Annotated in this window: 21 protein-coding genes; 16 read left to right on the top strand and 5 right to left on the bottom strand. The window is 45.4% G+C overall.

Annotation, left to right across the window (positions count from 1 at the left end; translation table 11 throughout):
- Position 1: 1 nt before the first annotated feature.
- Positions 2-865: a YitT family protein gene (locus tag OCV96_RS08390; protein WP_022312047.1), complete on the top strand. Its 864-nt coding sequence runs from the start codon at positions 2-4 to the stop codon at positions 863-865.
- A gap of 34 nt (positions 866-899) precedes the next feature.
- Here OCV96_RS08390 and OCV96_RS08385 read toward each other — a convergent pair whose 3' ends face one another.
- Positions 900-1,793 carry an AraC family transcriptional regulator gene (locus tag OCV96_RS08385; protein ID WP_022312048.1) on the bottom strand — a complete coding sequence of 298 codons (894 nt, stop codon included), beginning with the start codon at positions 1,791-1,793 and terminating at the stop codon, positions 900-902.
- 276 nt (positions 1,794-2,069) lie between these two features.
- Between OCV96_RS08385 and kduI the strand changes: the two genes are divergently transcribed.
- The 11 genes from kduI to OCV96_RS08330 all read left to right on the top strand — a co-directional run bounded on the left by kduI (position 2,070) and on the right by OCV96_RS08330 (position 11,767).
- The gene (gene kduI, locus OCV96_RS08380) at positions 2,070-2,930 is read left to right on the top strand and encodes a 5-dehydro-4-deoxy-D-glucuronate isomerase (RefSeq protein WP_117465822.1); all 861 of its coding nucleotides are present in this window, start codon (positions 2,070-2,072) and stop codon (positions 2,928-2,930) included.
- 58 nt (positions 2,931-2,988) lie between these two features.
- Positions 2,989-3,792 (top strand): gluconate 5-dehydrogenase, encoded by an 804-nt coding sequence (locus OCV96_RS08375; protein ID WP_022154728.1) that lies wholly within the window; start codon positions 2,989-2,991, stop codon positions 3,790-3,792.
- A 246-nt stretch (positions 3,793-4,038) separates the two neighbouring features.
- Positions 4,039-4,677, top strand: coding sequence for an RpiB/LacA/LacB family sugar-phosphate isomerase (locus OCV96_RS08370; protein ID WP_022154727.1), 639 nt, complete (start codon positions 4,039-4,041; stop codon positions 4,675-4,677).
- A gap of 96 nt (positions 4,678-4,773) precedes the next feature.
- Positions 4,774-5,739: a bifunctional 4-hydroxy-2-oxoglutarate aldolase/2-dehydro-3-deoxy-phosphogluconate aldolase gene (locus OCV96_RS08365; protein ID WP_118504599.1), complete on the top strand. Its 966-nt coding sequence runs from the start codon at positions 4,774-4,776 to the stop codon at positions 5,737-5,739.
- Positions 5,740-5,997: 258 nt separating this feature from the next.
- On the top strand, positions 5,998-7,029 hold the full coding sequence (locus OCV96_RS08360; protein ID WP_022154725.1) for a sugar kinase: 1,032 nt from the start codon (positions 5,998-6,000) through the stop codon (positions 7,027-7,029).
- Between the two features lie 431 nt (positions 7,030-7,460).
- Positions 7,461-8,228: a type IV toxin-antitoxin system AbiEi family antitoxin domain-containing protein gene (locus tag OCV96_RS08355; RefSeq protein WP_262594213.1), complete on the top strand. Its 768-nt coding sequence runs from the start codon at positions 7,461-7,463 to the stop codon at positions 8,226-8,228.
- Positions 8,229-8,316: 88 nt separating this feature from the next.
- The gene (locus tag OCV96_RS08350; protein ID WP_262594212.1) at positions 8,317-9,204 is read left to right on the top strand and encodes a nucleotidyl transferase AbiEii/AbiGii toxin family protein; all 888 of its coding nucleotides are present in this window, start codon (positions 8,317-8,319) and stop codon (positions 9,202-9,204) included.
- A 187-nt stretch (positions 9,205-9,391) separates the two neighbouring features.
- On the top strand, positions 9,392-10,303 hold the full coding sequence (locus tag OCV96_RS08345) for a helix-turn-helix domain-containing protein (protein WP_227733091.1): 912 nt from the start codon (positions 9,392-9,394) through the stop codon (positions 10,301-10,303).
- Positions 10,304-10,351: 48 nt separating this feature from the next.
- Entirely contained in the window at positions 10,352-10,624 is a 273-nt protein-coding gene (locus OCV96_RS08340) for a hypothetical protein (RefSeq protein ID WP_262594210.1), read from the top strand.
- 58 nt (positions 10,625-10,682) lie between these two features.
- A complete protein-coding gene (locus OCV96_RS08335) occupies positions 10,683-10,811 on the top strand; it encodes a hypothetical protein (RefSeq protein WP_262594208.1) in 129 nt (42 codons plus the stop codon).
- A 155-nt stretch (positions 10,812-10,966) separates the two neighbouring features.
- Positions 10,967-11,767: a helix-turn-helix domain-containing protein gene (locus OCV96_RS08330; protein WP_262594207.1), complete on the top strand. Its 801-nt coding sequence runs from the start codon at positions 10,967-10,969 to the stop codon at positions 11,765-11,767.
- A 55-nt stretch (positions 11,768-11,822) separates the two neighbouring features.
- Here OCV96_RS08330 and OCV96_RS08325 read toward each other — a convergent pair whose 3' ends face one another.
- The 3 genes from OCV96_RS08325 to OCV96_RS08315 all read right to left on the bottom strand — a co-directional run bounded on the left by OCV96_RS08325 (position 11,823) and on the right by OCV96_RS08315 (position 13,997).
- Positions 11,823-12,251, bottom strand: coding sequence for an aspartate carbamoyltransferase regulatory subunit (locus OCV96_RS08325; RefSeq protein ID WP_118731399.1), 429 nt, complete (start codon positions 12,249-12,251; stop codon positions 11,823-11,825).
- Positions 12,252-12,342: 91 nt separating this feature from the next.
- Entirely contained in the window at positions 12,343-13,254 is a 912-nt protein-coding gene (gene pyrB, locus OCV96_RS08320) for an aspartate carbamoyltransferase (RefSeq protein ID WP_262594205.1), read from the bottom strand.
- A gap of 203 nt (positions 13,255-13,457) precedes the next feature.
- Positions 13,458-13,997, bottom strand: coding sequence for a nitroreductase family protein (locus tag OCV96_RS08315; RefSeq protein ID WP_022154718.1), 540 nt, complete (start codon positions 13,995-13,997; stop codon positions 13,458-13,460).
- A gap of 250 nt (positions 13,998-14,247) precedes the next feature.
- Here OCV96_RS08315 and OCV96_RS08310 point away from each other — a divergent pair, with 250 nt between their 5' ends.
- Positions 14,248-14,628: a PH domain-containing protein gene (locus OCV96_RS08310; protein ID WP_262594203.1), complete on the top strand. Its 381-nt coding sequence runs from the start codon at positions 14,248-14,250 to the stop codon at positions 14,626-14,628.
- A gap of 128 nt (positions 14,629-14,756) precedes the next feature.
- Positions 14,757-16,130: an MATE family efflux transporter gene (locus OCV96_RS08305; RefSeq protein WP_262594201.1), complete on the top strand. Its 1,374-nt coding sequence runs from the start codon at positions 14,757-14,759 to the stop codon at positions 16,128-16,130.
- 14 nt (positions 16,131-16,144) lie between these two features.
- On the opposite strand, the gene OCV96_RS08300 is transcribed toward OCV96_RS08305, so the two are convergent.
- Complete coding sequence (locus OCV96_RS08300) at positions 16,145-16,567, bottom strand: putative ABC transporter permease (RefSeq protein WP_243026420.1); 423 nt, start codon at positions 16,565-16,567, stop codon at positions 16,145-16,147.
- Between the two features lie 47 nt (positions 16,568-16,614).
- Between OCV96_RS08300 and OCV96_RS08295 the strand changes: the two genes are divergently transcribed.
- A complete protein-coding gene (locus tag OCV96_RS08295) occupies positions 16,615-17,931 on the top strand; it encodes a bifunctional folylpolyglutamate synthase/dihydrofolate synthase (RefSeq protein ID WP_262594200.1) in 1,317 nt (438 codons plus the stop codon).
- Between the two features lie 2 nt (positions 17,932-17,933).
- Complete coding sequence (gene folE / locus OCV96_RS08290) at positions 17,934-18,491, top strand: GTP cyclohydrolase I FolE (RefSeq protein ID WP_117465830.1); 558 nt, start codon at positions 17,934-17,936, stop codon at positions 18,489-18,491.
- The last annotated feature ends 31 nt before the right edge of the window (positions 18,492-18,522 follow it).

The raw sequence follows: 18,522 nt of genomic DNA, 5'->3' as shown, positions 1-18,522 counted from the left end.
TATGACGAAGAAGAGTATTTGTGATACCTTGCGGCGTACCTGCCTGATCCTGGCGGGATCCTTTATCATGGCAGTCAATTTGAAAAGCTTTGTCCGGGCCGGGGGATTGATCCCCGGTGGATTCAACGGTCTGACCCGACTGATCCAGGAGATCAGCGTGCTGTTGTGGCACTGGGAGCCTCCTTTTTCGGTGATCAACTTTATCTTAAATGCGGTTCCGGTGGTCATCAGCTTCAAATTCATCGGAAAAAAGTTCACCGGTTATTCCTGTCTGATGATCGTGGTGAGCGGTATTTTGACGGATATGGTGCCCGCCTGGCCGGTAACGGAGGATATTCTGCTGATTGCTATCTTCGGTGGACTGATCAATGCACTGGCCATCAGCCTGTGTCTGTTCGCCAATGCCACCAGCGGCGGTACGGATTTTATCGCGATCTTCCTGTCGGAAAAGTACAGCATTGATTCCTGGAATTATATTTTTGCGGGAAATGTGGTGATCCTTGGAATCGCCGGAGCACTGTTTGGCTGGGACAAGGCGCTGTATTCCATTATTTTTCAGTATACCTCCACGCAGGTACTCCATGTGCTGTACAAGCGCTACCAGAAGCAGACACTGATCATCGTGACGAAACGGCCGGAGGATGTCTACGAAGCTATTGCGGAGATCACCCATCACGATGCCACCCTGATCAAGGGTGAGGGCTGTTATTCCAAACAGGAATGTGACGTGCTGTATTCCGTGGTGGGACGAGACGAGGTGAGCAAAGTTGTGAATACGGTGCGGGAGACGGACCCGCAGGCCTTTGTCAACATGATCCGTACGGAGAATCTGGCGGGCCGGTTCTACCAGAGACCGAATGATTAAGAAATGTAAAAAGAAGAGCCTGAGCGTCAGCAGTTTAGCTGACACTCAGGCTTGCGTATTTTTTCGGGGAAACACCCACGGCTTTGGTGAAGGCTTTGAAGAAATTGCTGTAGTCCGTGAAACCGCTGCGTTCGAAGGCTTCCATAACATTGCCGTTTTCGTTCAGAACCGCCTTGGCGATACTGATGCGGCGGGCGGTGATGTATTTATTAATGGTGGTGCCTGTGGCGGATTTGAAAATCCGACAGATATAGGATTCGCTTAAGTAGAACTGTCCGGCCAGCTGTTCCACTGTAATAGGCTGGGAGATGTTCTGGTTGATGTAAGCCAGAATATCGTCCACCTGATGGTTGTAGCGGTAGCTACTGTCCTTGTATTCGGCGGGAACTGTTACGGTTTCCCCGGCCGCCGTCTGCTCTGCACTGCGGATGAACAGCGTGTTGAGCATGACCATCAGCTCCATGAAAGCGGCGTATTCCGTGATGTCATGGGCAAAGCCCTCCGCGGAAGTGATTTTGTTGATATAATAGAGGAAACGTTTCTGCTGTTCCTTGTTGAGCGAAAGCTTATGGGAAAAGGGGGCACTGCGGTGGGTGAAGCAAAAGCTCAGATCCGTCTCTTTGGTGGAGATCAGCTTCATGAAATCCGGCGCCACCGACAGAACGATACGTTCGTGGACGGAGTTGTCGATCTGGGTCAGCTTGTGACTTTCGTACTGGTTGATGATAAAGAGATCGCCTGGGGCGATGGTGTAGAAGCAGTTGTCGATCAGAAACTGTTTGCCGCCGCAGATGGAATAGTAGATCTCGTAGCAGTCATGGATGTGCATGTCCATGGCTTTTTCTTCTTTATATAAGTGGGCAATGGCAAAAGTCCCGGAGGTTTTACAGTTATCTATGGCTGTTTTACAGGAGGTAAGTTCTTCCATTTCTTTCATCCTTTTCGCTTTTTCTTTTATTAAACACCAAAAGTTCAAAATTTGCAATGTTTAGATTAAAATATGAAAAGACTTTGAGAATCTTTTCTAGTATACTTAACTCATACAAAAGAGAAAAGCAGTTACAGCCTTCCAAAATTTTTATAAAAAATAGTAAAAATGTGTTGGAAATGGTTACAATGATATGTTATAATGTAAGTGCTTTCATAAAAAGGTAACATTCAATAGCGGCACGCAGGCCGCCCGTTGAGGAAAGAGAGGCGTAAGGTGGAACTTAGAACAGCAGTATCACCAAGAGATGTGAAGCATTACACCACAGAGCGTCTGAGAGAAGAGTTTCTGATCCAGAATCTGTTCGTACCCGGCGAGATCAAGCTGGTGTACAGCCACATCGACAGAATCATTACAGGAGCAGCAGTTCCTGTAAGCCCTATCACTCTGACCGCCGGAGATGAACTCCGTGCAGAGTATTTCTGTCAGAGAAGAGAACTGGGTGTGATCAATATCGGCGGAGCAGGTATGATTACCGTTGATGGCAAAGTGTACAAGGTAGGTTACAAGGAAGCTATGTACATAGGAATGGGCTCCAAGGAGATCATTTTCGCAAGTGAAGATGAGAAACAGCCCGCTAAATTTTATCTGAATTCCGCTCCCGCACATAAGACTTATCCGACCGTGCTGATCAAGCCGGAAGGTACTCCCGAAGAGGGCGTGGTCATTGTAAAGGATGAGAATAAAGTAGAACTGGGTACTCTGGAGGATGCCAACCACAGAGTAATCTGCAAGTATATCCTTCCCGGACAGGTAGAGAGCTGTCAGCTGGAGATGGGTATGACGAAGTTAGAGCCCGGCAGTGTATGGAACACCATGCCTTGTCATACACATGACAGACGTATGGAAGTATATCTGTATTTCGATATGCCTGAGGATGCCTTTGTTATGCACTATATGGGTGAGCCCGATGAGACCCGCCACATCGTAATGCGTAACGAAGAAGCAGTGATCTCCCCCAGCTGGTCCATCCATTCCGGATGCGGTTCCAGAGCATATACCTTTATCTGGGGTATGGTCGGAGAGAATCAGGACTTCGACGATATGGACGGTGTCGACAACAGAGATCTGAAATAAGATCCTTTGGAACATGTAACTAAAATAACAGTTTTTATAAAGAAAAGGAGAAAAAACAATGTCTGAATTCACTAATTTCTCACTGGAAGGTAAGGTTGCACTGGTTACCGGCGCATCTTACGGTATTGGTTTCGCTATCGCTTCCGCATACGCTGAGTGCGGTGCTACCATCTGCTTCAACGATATCAAGCAGGAGCTGGTAGACAAGGGAATCGCAGCATACGCTGAGAAAGGTATCAAGGCTCACGGCTATGTATGCGACGTTACCAACGAAGAAGCAGTTAATGCTATGGTAGCTCAGATCGAGAAGGAAGTAGGCACCATCGATATCCTGGTTAACAACGCAGGCATCATCAAGAGAATCCCCATGACCGAGATGACCGCAGATCAGTTCCGTCAGGTAATCGACGTAGACCTGAATGCACCTTTCATCGTATCGAAAGCAGTGATCCCTGCAATGATCAAGAAGGGTCATGGTAAGATCATCAACATCTGTTCCATGATGTCCGAGCTGGGTCGTGAGACTGTATCTGCATATGCAGCAGCTAAGGGCGGCTTAAAGATGCTGACCAAGAACATCTGCTCCGAGTACGGCCAGTACAACATTCAGTGTAACGGCCTTGGACCCGGTTATATCGAGACTCCTCAGACTGCACCTCTTCGTGAGATCCAGCCCGATGGCAGCAGACATCCTTTCGACCAGTTCATCTGCGCTAAGACCCCTGCTAACAGATGGTTAAAGCCCGAAGAGCTGACCGGCCCCGCTGTATTCCTTGCTTCTGAGGCATCCAATGCAGTCAACGGACACATCCTGTATGTAGATGGTGGTATCCTTGCTTACATCGGCAAGCAGCCCCAGTAGAACCAGCGCAGGGGAAAAGTAAGCGGCTGCGTAGCAGACATTTGTTTTCCTTGCACAGCTCACGAGTAAATATCCGGTGAGTTTACGAGCCGGATGCAGAGTGCGAAGCACGAATTTGCGAGTGAGTAGCTATGGAGCTTGTGCATTTACGCAGGATATCAAAAATAGAATAAACACTTCACATCAGGTCAGTCGCAGAAGAATTTCGGCGGCTGACTGTTGTGGCGTTTGGAAAAGGAGTATCTCATGAAGATAGCTTTGATTAATGAAAACAGTCAGGCTGCCAAGAATGAAATGATCTGCGCTACTCTTAAAAAAGTAGTAGAGCCCATGGGTCATGAAGTATTCAACTACGGTATGTGCGGCGCAGAGGATCCCAATTCCCTGACCTACGTACAGAACGGTATTCTGGCAGCAGTTCTTTTGAACTCCGGGGCAGCGGATTTCGTTATCACCGGATGCGGAACCGGCGAAGGTGCCATGCTTGCATGCAATTCCTTCCCCAAGGTTCTGTGTGGACACATTGAGTCCCCTCTGGATGCTTACCTGTTCTCTCAGGTAAACGACGGTAACTGTGTAGCACTTCCTTTTGCTGAGAACTTCGGCTGGGGCGGTGAACTGAACTTACAGTATACTTTTGAAAAGCTGTTCTGTGCTCCCGGCGGCGGTGGATATCCCCCTGAGAGAGTTGTTCCCGAGCAGCGCAACAAGAAGATCCTGGATCAGGTAAAAGAAGTAACTCATACCGATATGGTTACCATCCTGAAGAATCTGGATCGTGAACTGGTAAAGGGTGCTTTATCCGGTGCCAAGTTTAAGGAGTATTTCTTTGCAAACTGCAAGTGCGACAAGATCGCTGAGGCAGTGAAGGAAGTACTGGCATAAAAGTATTGGTTTAATTTTGCAGAAATATTTTCGACAGGATCTCCTGCGAAGATTTTTCACATAACTATTAGTCTATAAGACAGAAAGGTGTTATTTATGAACGCAGTATTAGAGCAAATCAGCAAAATCGGTATCGTACCGGTTGTAAAAATTGACAACGCAGCAGATGCACTTCCTCTGGCAAAGGCACTTTGCGCAGGCGGACTTCCCTGTGCAGAGGTTACCTTCCGTACCAGCGCAGCAGCGGAAGCTATCAAGATCATGACCGACAACTTCCCCAGCATGTGTGTTGGGGCAGGTACCGTTCTGAACGCAGAGCAGGTTGACGCAGCAGTAGCAGCAGGCGCTAAGTTCATCGTAAGCCCCGGCTTAAATCCCAGAACCGTTAAGTATTGTGTAGAGAAGAACATTCCTATCACTCCCGGTACTTCCAGCCCCAGCGACATCGAGCAGGCTATCGAGCTTGGCCTGGATGTAGTTAAGTTCTTCCCCGCTGAGCAGTCCGGCGGTCTGGCTAAGATCAAGGCTATGGCAGCTCCTTATGTAAATATGAAGTTCATGCCTACCGGCGGTGTAAACGCTAAGAACCTGACTTCTTACCTTGACTTCCCCAAGATCATCGCATGCGGTGGTTCCTGGATGGTTCCCGGCGACCTGATCAACGCCGGTGAGTGGGACAAGATCGAGCAGCTGACCAGAGAAGCTGTACAGACTATGCTGGGCTTCGAACTGGCTCATGTTGGTGTTAATGCAGAGAACGAGGAAGAGGCTGTTAAGGCTGCAAACCGTTTCGCATTTATCTTCGGTATGCCTGCTAAGGTTGGCAACAGCTCCGTATTCGCAGGCTCTGCTCTGGAAGTTATGAAGACTCCTTACCTGGGCAAGAACGGTCACATCGCTGTTAAGACCAACTACATCGAGAGAGCTGTCAACTACCTGAGCACCGTTCTGGGCGTTGAGTTCAACGAGGAGTCCGCTAAGAGAGATGCCAAGGGCAACCTGAAGGCTATCTACCTGAAAGAGGAGATCGGCGGCTTCGCTATTCATCTGGTACAGAAATAAATCATAAGCAAATTTTAAGCCGTACGGTTGCAGCAACTGCATATTTCAGTTGCAGACGCGCTTCCGCTTCGGCTCTCCCGTAGCGGTACATAAGATGCCAAAGTACGGCATCTAAGTACCGACGGTCGTTTAGAGTCTGCAACTAAAACACGCAGTCACTGCAACCTGTGTATTGAAAGAAGCCTATTCTAAACGATCGATAGTATAGCGCAAAGTAATAATCAATAATGTTATAGATTGAGAAAGGAATATACCAAAATGGCAAAAGTAATTACCATGGGTGAGATCATGCTGAGACTGTCCACCCCCAACAACGAGAAATTTATCCAGGCAGACGAGTTCGATGTAAACTACGGCGGCGGTGAAGCTAACGTAGCAGTATCTCTGGCTAACTACGGTCATGATGCTGAGTTCGTTACCGCAGTTCCTGACAACGAGATCGGTGAGTGCGCAGTAGCAGCTCTGAGAAAGTACAACGTAGAGACCAAGCACATCGCAAGATGCGGTGAGAGACTGGGTATCTACTACCTGGAGAGCGGTTCTTCCATGAGACCTTCCAAGGTTGTATACGATAGAGCACATTCTTCTATCTCTACCGCAACCGAGGCTGATTTCAACTTTGATGAGATCTTCGAAGGTGCTGACTGGTTCCACTTCACAGGTATTACCCCCGCTGTATCCGATGCTGCTGCAGAGCTGACCGAGAAGGCTCTGATCGCTGCTAAGAAGCACGGCGTAAAGGTATCCGTAGACCTGAACTTCCGTAAGAAGCTGTGGAGCTCCGAGAAGGCTCAGAAGGTTATGACCAACCTGATGAAGTACGTTGATGTATGTATCGGTAACGAAGAAGATGCTGAGCTGGTACTTGGCTTCAAGCCCGGCGATACCGATGTTACCAGCGGTGAGCTGGAGCTGGCTGGTTACAAGTCCATCTTCGAGCAGATGGTTGACAAGTTCAACTTCGAGTACTGCGTATCCTCTCTGCGTGTAAGCCATTCCGCTTCCGATAACGGCTGGTCTGCTTGCATCTACTCCAGAGATACCAAGGAGTTCTATCACTCCAAAGAGTACAGCATCCATCCCATCGTTGACCGTGTAGGCGGCGGTGACTCCTTCGCAGGCGGTGTGATCTGCGGTATGCTGGATGGCAAGAACTTCAAGGATGCTCTTGAGTACGGCGTAGCTGCATCCGCTCTGAAGCACACCATCCCCGGCGACTTCAACCTGGTATCCAGAAAAGAAGTTGAGACCCTGGCTGGCGGCGATGCTTCCGGACGTGTACAGAGATAAGCTTTTGTGAACAGAATAGTGTAAAAATAAATCGAACTCACCTGTGTGGTAACATACAGGTGAGTTTTTTCTTGCCAAAACAGAAGATATAGGATATACTTCTTCCATAAACATTTCTTATAAAAATCTATTGTCAGCGTAGGCTGGTGTCGTCTATCGATTTTGCAGAGATTCGTGCAGAAATACCAAATAATCAAAGTTACGTGTATATATGGTCTGCAAAAACGTTGAAAGAAGTAACATTTTAAGTAATGTTTGTCTTTTGTCTGCTGTGTTTTGAGATGATGAGGAAAATGTAATTTCAAAAAGTGCACAATGTATTTGATATTTCTAATACTATGTAATAAAATTAAAATGGATTATTAAAAAAGTATAGAGTATTAAGAATAAATAATACATTGCGTTGAATTTAAAACATTAGGAGATGATACATGATGAAGCATTATGAAAAGCTACTTGCAAAGGGTTCTTTTTCGAGAGAACAGCTGATAGAAATTGTAGGAACAGCAACCGCAGCGAATCAGGTAATTTATGAGTACCAGAAAAAAGGGCTGATAGAAAAAGTGAAAAGAGATTTTTATGTGGTAATCAGCATGGAAACGAAACAGCCTGTGTTATCCCGTTATCAGATAGGTTCCAATCTGTTCCCAGATGCTTGTATCACCCATCACAGTGCATTTGAGGTATTTGGGTATGGAAGTCAGGTGTTTTATGAGTGTTATGTTGCAACGGATAAACGATTTCACGATTTTGAGTATGACGGAGTGTTGTACCGCCACATAGAGCGTAAACCAGATATGGAAGTAGTACAGCAGGGAAAAATACGAGTGACATCCATGGAACAGACTGTTGTAGACAGTATACGTGATTTTGAAAAGATAGCAGGAATTGAGGAAGTAATACGGTGCATGATGCTGGTGCCGGGACTGAATGAACAGAAAGTGTTGGAATGTCTGGCAAGAAACAACAATGGTTTTCTGTATCAGAAATGCGGATATTTTTTTGAAGAAATGCAGGAAGAATTCCAATTTTCAGCCCAGTTTTTTGAAACGTGTGAGAATGGTTCCTCTGATGCAAAGCGCTACCTGATGAAGGAATCGCAGGATAATGTATTTCATAAAAGATGGAAGCTTTATGCACCGGTTTCGTTGAAAGGACTGATAGATAAGGGGGTGAATGCTTATGATGCAATGGGATAGATTAACTCTGGGCAGAATGGCAAAAGAACTGGGTTTTCCGAGGGACACGTTGGAAAAGGTATGCCGTCTGGCGGATGTGTTGAGATTCATGGAATCGGATGAGCTTTTGTCAGAAGGAATTGCTTTAAAAGGCGGAACTGCCATTAATCTTACTATTTTTGATTTGCCAAGACTTTCGGTGGATATTGATTTGGATTATTGCAGAAGTATTGAAAGGGAAAAAATGCTTGTAGACAGGGGGATTATCACAGAAAAAATCAGCAAGTATATGATGGCAAACGGATATGTCCTGAGTCCGAAATCAAAGAGTTATCATGCACTGGATTCCTTTGTGTATGAATATATAAATTGCGGAGGGACAAAGGATAATCTTAAGATTGAGATTAACTACATGCTGCGCTGTCATGTGCTTCCTGTGGCACGGAGAGAAGTAAGACTGCCATGGAATGAGGAAAAGCTTACCGTTTTTTCCGTAGCACCATTGGAGATATTTGCTTCTAAAACAGTAGCATTACTTACAAGAACAGCTCCACGAGATTTATATGATATGCATAACATGGTAAAATTTGGGCTATTTGATGAAAGTGAGGAAGCGATGCTTCGTAAATGTGTCGTCTTCTATAGTGCAATCGGGTCAGCGCAGCCACCGGAAAAATTTGCGCTTGATAATATCGGGAACGTGTCATTCCGGCAGATTAAGCGTGATTTGAATTCAGTGCTTCGTAAAGGAGAACGATTTGACCTGGAATTTGTACAAAAGGAAGTAAAAGACTATCTTACATCTGTTCTGGTGCCCACAAAGGAGGAAAAGCTGTTCTGGAAGGCTTTCTCAGAAGGAAATTATTATCCTGACTGGGTATTCGGGGATAGTGATGAGTTTAGAAATGTAGCAAAGCATCCAATGGCATTATGGAAGTGCAGGGACAAAGAAGAAGATAAGAAGCCTTTGAATAAAGCTCATGAAAAGAGAGCGTAATGATTCTGATGCTTGGGCAAAAAGGGTTATGAAAAGTTTGAGATAGAAAATATATTATTTCATATATGGAATCAAGAAATATCTACTCCCAGCGTGTATGCTATATATACAGGTTGGATATGAAGCATCCTGCTTGTAGAATGTATGGTGGGCTTCATCCATGATACTGTATGTGAGGAGAAAGGGAATGAGTACAGAAATTTTAAAGGAGATTTTGGCTTATATAGATGAACATATTTATGAAAAAATCAGTTTGCTGGAATTGGCAGAAATGGCTGGTTATAGTCCATTCTATTTCAGTAAATTATTTTCAGAAATTATGGGTATGCCAATAACCGGATACATTAGAATCAGAAAGCTACAATATGCGCTTGGTTCTTTGTTGGAGGGTAGGAAAGTTCTTGATGTATCACTTATGTATGCATTTGATTCTCACGAAGGATTTACACGTTCATTTACACAATTGTTTGGTTCCACGCCAAGTAAGGTGAAAAAATATCTTACTTCGTATAAGGTGCCAGAATATTGTGTGCCAAACATAGAAGGAAGGAGAATGCGTATGGGAGCAGATAAGGAAAGCTTAATAGATAATATGCATCAGATTGTTTATGAAGTACTTAAAACGTCGCTTGAAGAGGCCGATGCAGGATTTTGCACGGAAATTAATATTACACTGTATGAGGATGGAAGAGTAAAGATAACTGATAATGGAAGAGGAATTCCTCTTTCACAAAATGAAAAGACAAATCAGCAGGTACTGGATAAAATACTTTCAGGTCATCCTATATCGAGTATAGAATATGCACAGATGGGTGATTTTGCCCAAGGTGGCATGCAGGTGATAAATTCATTATGCGAAAATTTGCGGATTAATGTGTATAGAGATAGTAACTGCTATAGTCAGGACTATGCAAGGGGAATTGCCCAACATGACGTGAATTCTTGTGAAATGGAACATTCGTCAGGTACAGAGATAATATTGAAACCAGATAGTCGGATTTTTGGGGATGTCAGGTTTTCCACTGATATGATTAAGAAGTGGGTAGAAGAGAATAATGCGACAGGAGCAATTGTTTGTATTAAAGAACAAAGTTATTAATTATGATTTACCGTTTGTTTTATGTTGTTTGCATATTGAAAAAGGGGTGTGGAATATTTTTCTCACCTCTTTTTTGACCTTGAATTTGCAGGAAAGGAAAATGTTTTTTTAATACTGAATACATTTCCTGTTATTGAAAAATATTTTGATCATATTCATACAGTGCAGGATCAGCCGATGACAATACATAAAAAGCTTAATAAATTGCTAGTAGAAAATTTGAATGAAGTATTGGCTATGTATAATCGCGGCGTAAGGTTGACTTTTACAGATATTAGAGCAATTAAAACAATTATGGAAAAGGAATTGAACGAGATTTGATACATAATGAGACTGAGTAAAATAAAGAGAAAACGCAACAGACTACGGAGGAAAACTTATGAGTAACTTTTTTGATGAAACAATGCAGGGATTATTGGAAGCAGCGGAAATTACAAAAGGAAATATTACGTTAACAGAGTGGGAAAATATGCCGACTCCCACATTTTATGTCGCAGATAATGTGTAGATAAGAGTGCTGAAATACGCAGAAAGAAGTTATATACAATGAAAATCTACGATAGATAGACTGGGGTCTACGAAGGAAAAGTTGTCCTCACAGCGATAAAATTGTAAAATACAGTCATGAAAATCGTATTTTATAGTTTTACGGGAGGAACAGCAATGGATCAGGAAAAGATTGGGGCATTCATTTCTACATTAAGAAAAGAGCAGGGAATGACGCAACAACAATTGGCGGATGCGATTGGTGTCAGTAACAAAACAATATCCAAATGGGAATGTGGCAAAGGAATGCCGGAACTGGCATTGATTGTTCCGTTATGCCACATTCTGCAAATTAGTATTAATGAGTTCCTGTCAGGTGAACATTTGTTGGAAAACGGTTACACTGAAAAAGCTGAAGTCAATATGATGAATCTTTTACAGGAAACAGAAAATAGCAAAAAGAAAAGCCGAAGTTCATTATTGGCTTTTGGGATAACTGTGATAATTTTTTTATTCGTTGTTTTATATTCTGTTATTACCAATATGGGAATCAGTATGAATATGCTTTTTGTGGATATGCCTACATTATTGAGTATGTTTTTAGTTACTGCTTTATTTTTGCTGGGGACAAATTTGGGACTACCCTTTTTTGATTCCTTTCGGATTATTTTTGGAAAAAAGAAATCAGTATCAATAAAACAATTGTTTCAGGCAAAATCAGCGATAAAGCTTGCGAAAATCACATTTTTGGGAATGGGATTCCTCGAAAGCTGTATCAGCTTTATGGCAATTCAACCTATGGGGGAAGGAACACTTCTTTTTACAGGATTAAGTATTTCCATTTCAATTGCATTAAATGGAATTTTATATGGATTAATTGGTTTTCTGCTATTACTGCCAATTCAGGTAAGGTTAGAAATAATGTATATGCAGAAGCAGGAAGATAGTGAAAAGAAAACAGAGGATGATGCGGAATAAGTATTGTAAATATGCCCCACCAGCGGCTGCTGATAGGGCATTTGTTGTATAAGATTTAGCTTTCGCTGTATTTCTCTTCGCAGTATTTGCAGCGGTAGATCTCTTTTTTCTCATCGGAGAGGACAAATACGTGGGGCAGTCCCTGCTCGATGGAAGTGATGCATCTGGGGTTGCGGCATTTGATGACGTTTTTGATCTGTTTGGGAAGTACCAGTTCCTTCTTCTCGACGATCTCACCGTTTTTGATGACGTTAACAGTGATATTGTGATCAATGAATGCCAGTACATCCAGATCCAGCATATTGATGTCACATTCTACTTTCAGAATATCCTTTTTGCCCATTTTTCCGCTGCGGGCGTTTTTGATGATAGCAACGGTGCAATCTAACTTATCCAGCTGAAGGTGCTCATAGATCGAGAGACTTTTTCCGGCTTTGATATGATCGAGGACGAAGCCCTCTTCGATTTTTCCTACATTTAACATAGTAATCTCCATTCTGCAGGCACAGAGTGCTGCGTATGTTAACTTTAATATACGAATTCATAAGATAATTTTGCGGCCAGATGCCGGAAAATTATGCCAGACCCAGCAAAGTCAGGATCAGGGCCATACGGACATAGACACCGAACTGTGCCTGTTTGAAATAGGCGGCTCTGGGATCGTCATCGATCTCAACGGAGATCTCATTGACTCTGGGAAGGGGATGCAGCACCAGCATGTCGGGCTTCGCCAGTTCCATTTTTTCCGGGGTCAGTACATAGAAATCTTTCAGGCGGACATAATCCTCTTCGTTGAAGAAACGTTCCTTCTGCACACGGGTCATATATAAGAGATCCAGTTCCGGCATTACATCTTCCAGACGGATAACTTCCTGGAAAGGAATGCCTTTCTCCCGGAGCATGTCGGTGACATAGTCAGGGATCTTCAGCTCTTCGGGAGAGATGAAGATGAATTTGATGCCTTCGTAGCGCACCAGTGCGTTGATCAGGGAGTGTACGGTACGGCCGAATTTCAGGTCACCGCACAGACCGATGGTAAAATTATTCAGATCGCCGTGGAAGCTGCGGATGGTCTGCAGGTCAGTCAGGGTCTGGGTGGGATGCTGATGGCCGCCGTCACCGGCATTGATCACGGGGATCAGGGATTTCTCTGCGGCTACCATGGGAGCGCCTTCCTTGGGATGGCGCATAGCGCAGATGTCCGCATAGCAGGAGATGATGCGGATGGTATCGGATACACTTTCTCCCTTAGAAGCAGAAGAGGAAGCCGCATCGGAGAAGCCGATGACTCTGCCGCCTAAACGTGTCATGGCGGATTCAAAGCTTAAACGTGTGCGGGTGCTGGGCTCGTAGAAGCAGGTAGCGAGGATCTTGCCGTCGCATTTGTGGGCGTATTTGGCGGGATCCTTTTCAATGTCGTCAGCCAGAGCGAACAGCTTGTCCAGTTCCTCAACAGAGAAGTCAAGTGGATTCATCAAGTGTCTCATTTTTTCATTTCCTCGTTTCTGCGCTGCTATTTTCGACACAGTGACCGTACGGAATAGGAGAATCCGCGTTCACTTGTGTATGCGACATCATAAGAATACAGCGCTTTTCTTATGATGCGGGTAGAAACAGGGACCGCAGGAAGCGGACAACTCATACCCTGACCAGAAAAAAGTCGAAGAGGAAAAACTCTTCGACTTTAAAATTACTGTTGATAAGATAACAGATCCGTTACGGGTTTCCGTTTGGGAGCAACGGGTGCTTCTGCGGGATAACCGATGGGGATCAGTGCGATCAGGTCCTGATTTTCAGGAATCTCAAGGAGATCAGCAGCTTCCTGCTGATCGAAAATACCCATGATCACGGTGCCAAGGCCCTGCTCGTAAGCAGCCAGGCAAAATGCTTCGCTGGCAACACCGGCATCGAACATCTGCCATGCATCGCCTCTGGCGGTAGTGAAAGAGCCATCTCTCTCGAAACCGCTTCTGCCCTTGATCACGGTCACTGCAACGACCATGGGAGCGTTCTCCATGATCTTGCCATTACCCGGGAAGGAGGAAGTACATGCTGCCAGTTTCGCTTTCTTTTCGCCTTCCACAGCGATATAACGAACGATTTGCGTATGCTTCCAGCTGGGAGCATAAGAAGCTGTCTCTACGATCTGAGCCAGAAGCTCATGAGATACCGGCTGATCCGTATACTGACGGATACTTCTGCGGCCTGTAATACATTCTTTTGCGGTCATGTGTTTATCCTCCTGTATTTTTGCATTTGTAATATAATAGCATTTCTGAAGGGGAGAATCAAGCAGGAAAAAGTGAAAAAATATAGAAAATTTGTATGGCTATGACAGAAAGGTTTTGCATTCCTGGAATGGATATCATATAATGAGGCAAAGAGAATTATACCGATGAAGCAGATCGTGTAAAAGCCGGTTCCGCTGTACGTTATAGACAGCTGTGGGACACCGGATCAAGCAATATAAGGAGGGCACTATGTCTATAGAATTTGTGGAAAAGAAGCGCTGGTTATTTTTAGGATTACCTTTTACTTTTACCAAGTATGTGATCAAAGAGGATATGATCACTGTGGATACGGGTGTGTTCACCAAGGTAGAGAATGACTGCTATATGTACAAGGTACAGGATGTGGAGCATACGGCAAGTATCTGGGAGAGAATGGCAGGACTTGGTACCATTGTCTGTTATACCGGTGACACTACGCATCCCAAACTGTTGATCGAGCATATCCGCAACTCCAAAGCGATCAAGGAGTTTATTTTGAAGGAGTCGGAAGAAGCCAGATTGAAGCGCAGAACCGTGAACATGCTGGATATCGGTTCCGGAGAGGTTGAGGATATTGACGACTTACAGTAATCGTATGAGCAAAAATACGAAACAATTTACAGGCATCAAAGCCAGGGCTTTTGCCCCGGCATCATATAGTAAATGTAGTATAAGATATGGGGCCTTCCGGGGTCCTGTTTTTTCGGGAGAAGAGATTTATGGAACTTGATATGACGAAGGGCAGCCCTTCTAAGCTGATTACAAAATTTATCATTCCCATTATCATAGGTAATATTTTCCAGCAGTTATACAGCATGGTGGATACCATTATCGTGGGCCGGTTCGTAGGTGTGGATGCGTTGGCGGCAGTAGGAGCCACCGGGTCGGTAAGCTTCCTGATCCTGGGATTTACGCAGGGACTGACCACTGGATTTACCGTGCTGACGGCACAGCGTTTCGGAGCCGGGGACCGGGAGGGCATGCGCAAAAGTATCGGAAGCGCTGCCATCCTGTCGGTGATCGTGACGATCGTGATGACTGTGGTCAGTATGGCCGGCATGGACAGTCTGCTCCGGGTGATGAATACCCCGGAAGATATTTTCGATATGACGAAGGAATACATTATGATCATCTGTGCGGGAATTGCCTGCAATGTATTGTATAACCTGTTGTCCAGTATCCTGCGTGCCATCGGCAACAGTGTAGTGCCGTTAGTATTGCTGGTGATCGCTTCGGTGACGAATATTGTCCTGGACTATGTACTGATCGTTTATGGCCATATGGGAGTGGGCGGTGCAGCTTATGCTACTATCATTTCCCAGGGATTATCCGGTGTACTGTGTCTGATTTATATTATTAAGAGCGTACCTACACTGCATATCCGTCCGGAGCATTGCAGACTGGAAAGTCAGTGTGTGAAAAATCAGCTGACCGTGGGAATTCCCATGGCACTGCAGTTTTCCATTACTGCTATCGGCACTATTCTGGTACAGGCGGCACTGAATCTGCTGGGTTCTACCGTGGTGGCATCTTATTCTGTGTCCTGCAAGGTGGAGCAGCTGGTGACACAGCCCTTTTCCGCAATGGGTGTGACTATGGCAACTTACTCTGCGCAGAACCGCGGTATCAATGATCTGGACCGTATCCGGAAGGGTGTGAAAGCTGCCAATATCATGTCCGGTGTCTATGCAGTGCTTGTCTACGGACTGGTATATATAGCACTTCCTTATATTGTACCGCTGTTTATTTCCGAACAGGTTGAGATGGTATGCGGCTATGCCAGAACGTATATTACAATCTGCGGCATGTTCTTCATTCCGCTGGGAATGATATTTATCTTCCGAAATGCGCTGCAGGGCTGTGGCTTCGGCTTCATGCCCATGATGGGCGGTGTGGTGGAATTGTTGAGCCGTAGTATCATGGCCTTTGCGGCAGCGCATCTGATGAGTTATGTGGGTGTGTGCTTTGCCAATGCCTCAGCCTGGCTGACCGCAGGTATTTTTCTCTGGATCGCTTATCATTTCCTTATGAAGAAGATGGTGAGGGACAAAAAGGGTCATGAGGAACGGATGCTGGCAGAAGCAATGCAGTAATGCAGTAAAACGGCTCAGGGCAGGATCTTTTCAAAAAACAGTCCTGCCAGGAACCACCAGGGAGCATAGTCCAGCCGGATGATCCGGTGGATGTGGAAACGGCTTTTACCGTAATCCCAGGGGCAGAGACCATGCTTCCACAATAGGCGCCCACTGAGATATTCCACGGTGAAGATCATAGCCATATAGAACAGCCCGCGCCCGGGACGACTGATATTCAGGTGCTCAAAAAGCCGTTTGAAGGGTGCAAGCAGGCAGGCGGAGCCGTAGATAGGGAACATCCACAGGGAAGTATTACCGGTAAGACGCAGATCCCTGCGCCGAAGGGAGTGCAGCGCTGTGAACAGGATCTCCATGCACCAGCCGCACAGCCCGCACAGGAGAAAGCTCCTGCCGAAGGTTTTAAAAGAGTTTGCGATGGATTTTGTCATTTTCATGGACATAGTATATGAAATTTTCAGTGTATGATACGGGAGAGACTGCTATGAACTATCAGGAAGCAATGAAATATATGGAAAAAGTGGGAACCTACGGCATTGTTCCGGGGCTGGACAGCATCAGAGAGCTGTGCAGAAGGCTGGGAGATCCGCAGAACGACCTGAAATTCGTACATATTGCGGGAACCAACGGAAAAGGTTCCACACTTGCCTATATTTCCAATATCTTACAGGCTGCCGGATACCGTGTGGGAAAATATATATCACCTGTTATTATTGATTATTGTGAAAAAATCCAGATCGGAAAGCAGAAGATCACGCATAAGGATCTGTGCGAAGGACTGGAGATCATTAAAAAGCATTGTGATGCTATGGTAAGTGACGGCTTTCATCATCCGACGCCTTTTGAGATCGAGACGGCGCTGGCTTTTTGGTATTTCCGGGAGAAACAGTGCAATATCGTCGTGCTGGAGACTGGCATGGGCGGCAGAGAGGATGCCACGAATCTGATCACCACAACGCAGGTGGCGGTACTGGCTTCCATCGGTATGGATCATATGAAATTTTTAGGGAACAGTCTGGAGGAGATCGCAGCACACAAGACAGGAATCTGTAAGCCGGGATGTCAGGTGGTCTCCATGCGGCAAAAGGAAGCGGCACAAAAGGTTGTGGAGCAGACAGCGGCAGAGCTTGGCTGCATGCTGACCATCGCAGATGTGGCAAATGCAAAGCATGTGAAATACGGACTGAAAAAGCAGACCTTCGATTATGGAAATTATAAAAAGCTGGAGATCACCCTTGCGGGGAAATTCCAGGTAGCAAATGCTGTGCTGGCGGTAGAAGCGGTGCAGGCTCTGGGAAAATGCGGTTATGAGATCAAAGAGACTGCCATTCGGAAAGGCCTGAAGGAGACTGTCTGGAACGGAAGGCTGCAAATACTGGAAGAACACCCGTTATTTATAGTGGACGGCGCGCATAACGAGGATGCAGCCGCAAAACTTGCGGATTCCATAGAATTCTATTTTACAAACAAAAGAATTATCTATATAATGGGAATGTTAAAGGACAAGGAAGTGGACCGCGTGATCGCGCTGACGGAGAAGTATGCGGATCAGATTCTCACGGTGACACCTCCGGACAATCCCAGAGCCATGCATGCTTATGATCTGGCAACGGAGGTGGCAAAGGTACACCCCAATGTGACGGCGGTGGACAGCCTGGAAGAGGCAGTGGAGCTTAGTCACCTGCTGGCAGGACGGGATGATGTGATATTGTGCTTCGGCTCTCTCTCTTATCTGGGAAGAATCCTGAAGATCATGGAGAAGAGACAGACAGCAGGGAATAAACGGAAAGCGAGGCGGTGAAAATGGTAGATCAGAAGAAAGTACAGGAAGCAATAAAGCTTTTACTGGAAGGAATCGGGGAAGATACCGATAGAGAAGGACTGAAGGAGACACCGGAGCGGATCGGCAGGATGTATGAAGAGATCTGCGGCGGTATGGATCAGGATGCGGGAGAGCATCTGTCGAAGGTCTTCTCCGTAGACAATAACGAGATGGTACTGGAGAAGGATATTACCTTCTATTCTATGTGCGAGCATCATCTGATGCCTTTTTATGGCAAAGCTCATGTTGCGTATATCCCAGATGGCAAGGTTGTGGGTCTGAGTAAGCTTGCCAGGACTGTGGAGGTATATGCCAGAAGATTACAGATCCAGGAGCGGATGACGGCGCAGATCGCCGATGATATCATGAAATATCTGGCACCTCAGGGAGTTATGGTAATGTTGGAAGCAGAGCATATGTGCATGACCATGCGCGGGATCAAAAAGCCCGGCAGCCAGACCATTACCATGGTGACAAGGGGAGTCTTTGCGGAGAATAAGGAATTGCAGGACAGATTCTTACAGCTGGTGAACCGATAGACATTGCGGATGCGGAAGAAAACTGTTAAGA

The sequence above is a fragment of the Waltera acetigignens genome (assembly GCF_025567015.1).
Lineage (GTDB): Bacteria > Bacillota > Clostridia > Lachnospirales > Lachnospiraceae > Acetatifactor > Acetatifactor acetigignens.
This window is presented reverse-complemented; position numbering and strand designations above follow the sequence as displayed.

Bases quoted from the DNA above. Each gene is read 5' to 3' on its own strand.
- OCV96_RS08390 (WP_022312047.1), top strand. From the start codon at position 2: ATGACGAAGAAGAGTATTTGTGATACCTTGCGGCGTACCTGCCTGATC.
- OCV96_RS08385 (WP_022312048.1), bottom strand. From the start codon at position 1,793: ATGGAAGAACTTACCTCCTGTAAAACAGCCATAGATAACTGTAAAACC.
- OCV96_RS08375 (WP_022154728.1), top strand. From the start codon at position 2,989: ATGTCTGAATTCACTAATTTCTCACTGGAAGGTAAGGTTGCACTGGTT.
- OCV96_RS08370 (WP_022154727.1), top strand. From the start codon at position 4,039: ATGAAGATAGCTTTGATTAATGAAAACAGTCAGGCTGCCAAGAATGAA.
- OCV96_RS08365 (WP_118504599.1), top strand. From the start codon at position 4,774: ATGAACGCAGTATTAGAGCAAATCAGCAAAATCGGTATCGTACCGGTT.
- OCV96_RS08360 (WP_022154725.1), top strand. From the start codon at position 5,998: ATGGCAAAAGTAATTACCATGGGTGAGATCATGCTGAGACTGTCCACC.
- OCV96_RS08355 (WP_262594213.1), top strand. From the start codon at position 7,461: ATGATGAAGCATTATGAAAAGCTACTTGCAAAGGGTTCTTTTTCGAGA.
- OCV96_RS08350 (WP_262594212.1), top strand. From the start codon at position 8,317: ATGGAATCGGATGAGCTTTTGTCAGAAGGAATTGCTTTAAAAGGCGGA.
- OCV96_RS08345 (WP_227733091.1), top strand. From the start codon at position 9,392: ATGAGTACAGAAATTTTAAAGGAGATTTTGGCTTATATAGATGAACAT.
- OCV96_RS08335 (WP_262594208.1), top strand. From the start codon at position 10,683: ATGAGTAACTTTTTTGATGAAACAATGCAGGGATTATTGGAAGCAGCG.
- OCV96_RS08330 (WP_262594207.1), top strand. From the start codon at position 10,967: ATGGATCAGGAAAAGATTGGGGCATTCATTTCTACATTAAGAAAAGAG.
- OCV96_RS08325 (WP_118731399.1), bottom strand. From the start codon at position 12,251: ATGTTAAATGTAGGAAAAATCGAAGAGGGCTTCGTCCTCGATCATATC.
- pyrB (WP_262594205.1), bottom strand. From the start codon at position 13,254: ATGAGACACTTGATGAATCCACTTGACTTCTCTGTTGAGGAACTGGAC.
- OCV96_RS08315 (WP_022154718.1), bottom strand. From the start codon at position 13,997: ATGACCGCAAAAGAATGTATTACAGGCCGCAGAAGTATCCGTCAGTAT.
- OCV96_RS08310 (WP_262594203.1), top strand. From the start codon at position 14,248: ATGTCTATAGAATTTGTGGAAAAGAAGCGCTGGTTATTTTTAGGATTA.
- OCV96_RS08305 (WP_262594201.1), top strand. From the start codon at position 14,757: ATGGAACTTGATATGACGAAGGGCAGCCCTTCTAAGCTGATTACAAAA.
- OCV96_RS08300 (WP_243026420.1), bottom strand. From the start codon at position 16,567: ATGAAAATGACAAAATCCATCGCAAACTCTTTTAAAACCTTCGGCAGG.
- OCV96_RS08295 (WP_262594200.1), top strand. From the start codon at position 16,615: ATGAACTATCAGGAAGCAATGAAATATATGGAAAAAGTGGGAACCTAC.
- folE (WP_117465830.1), top strand. From the start codon at position 17,934: ATGGTAGATCAGAAGAAAGTACAGGAAGCAATAAAGCTTTTACTGGAA.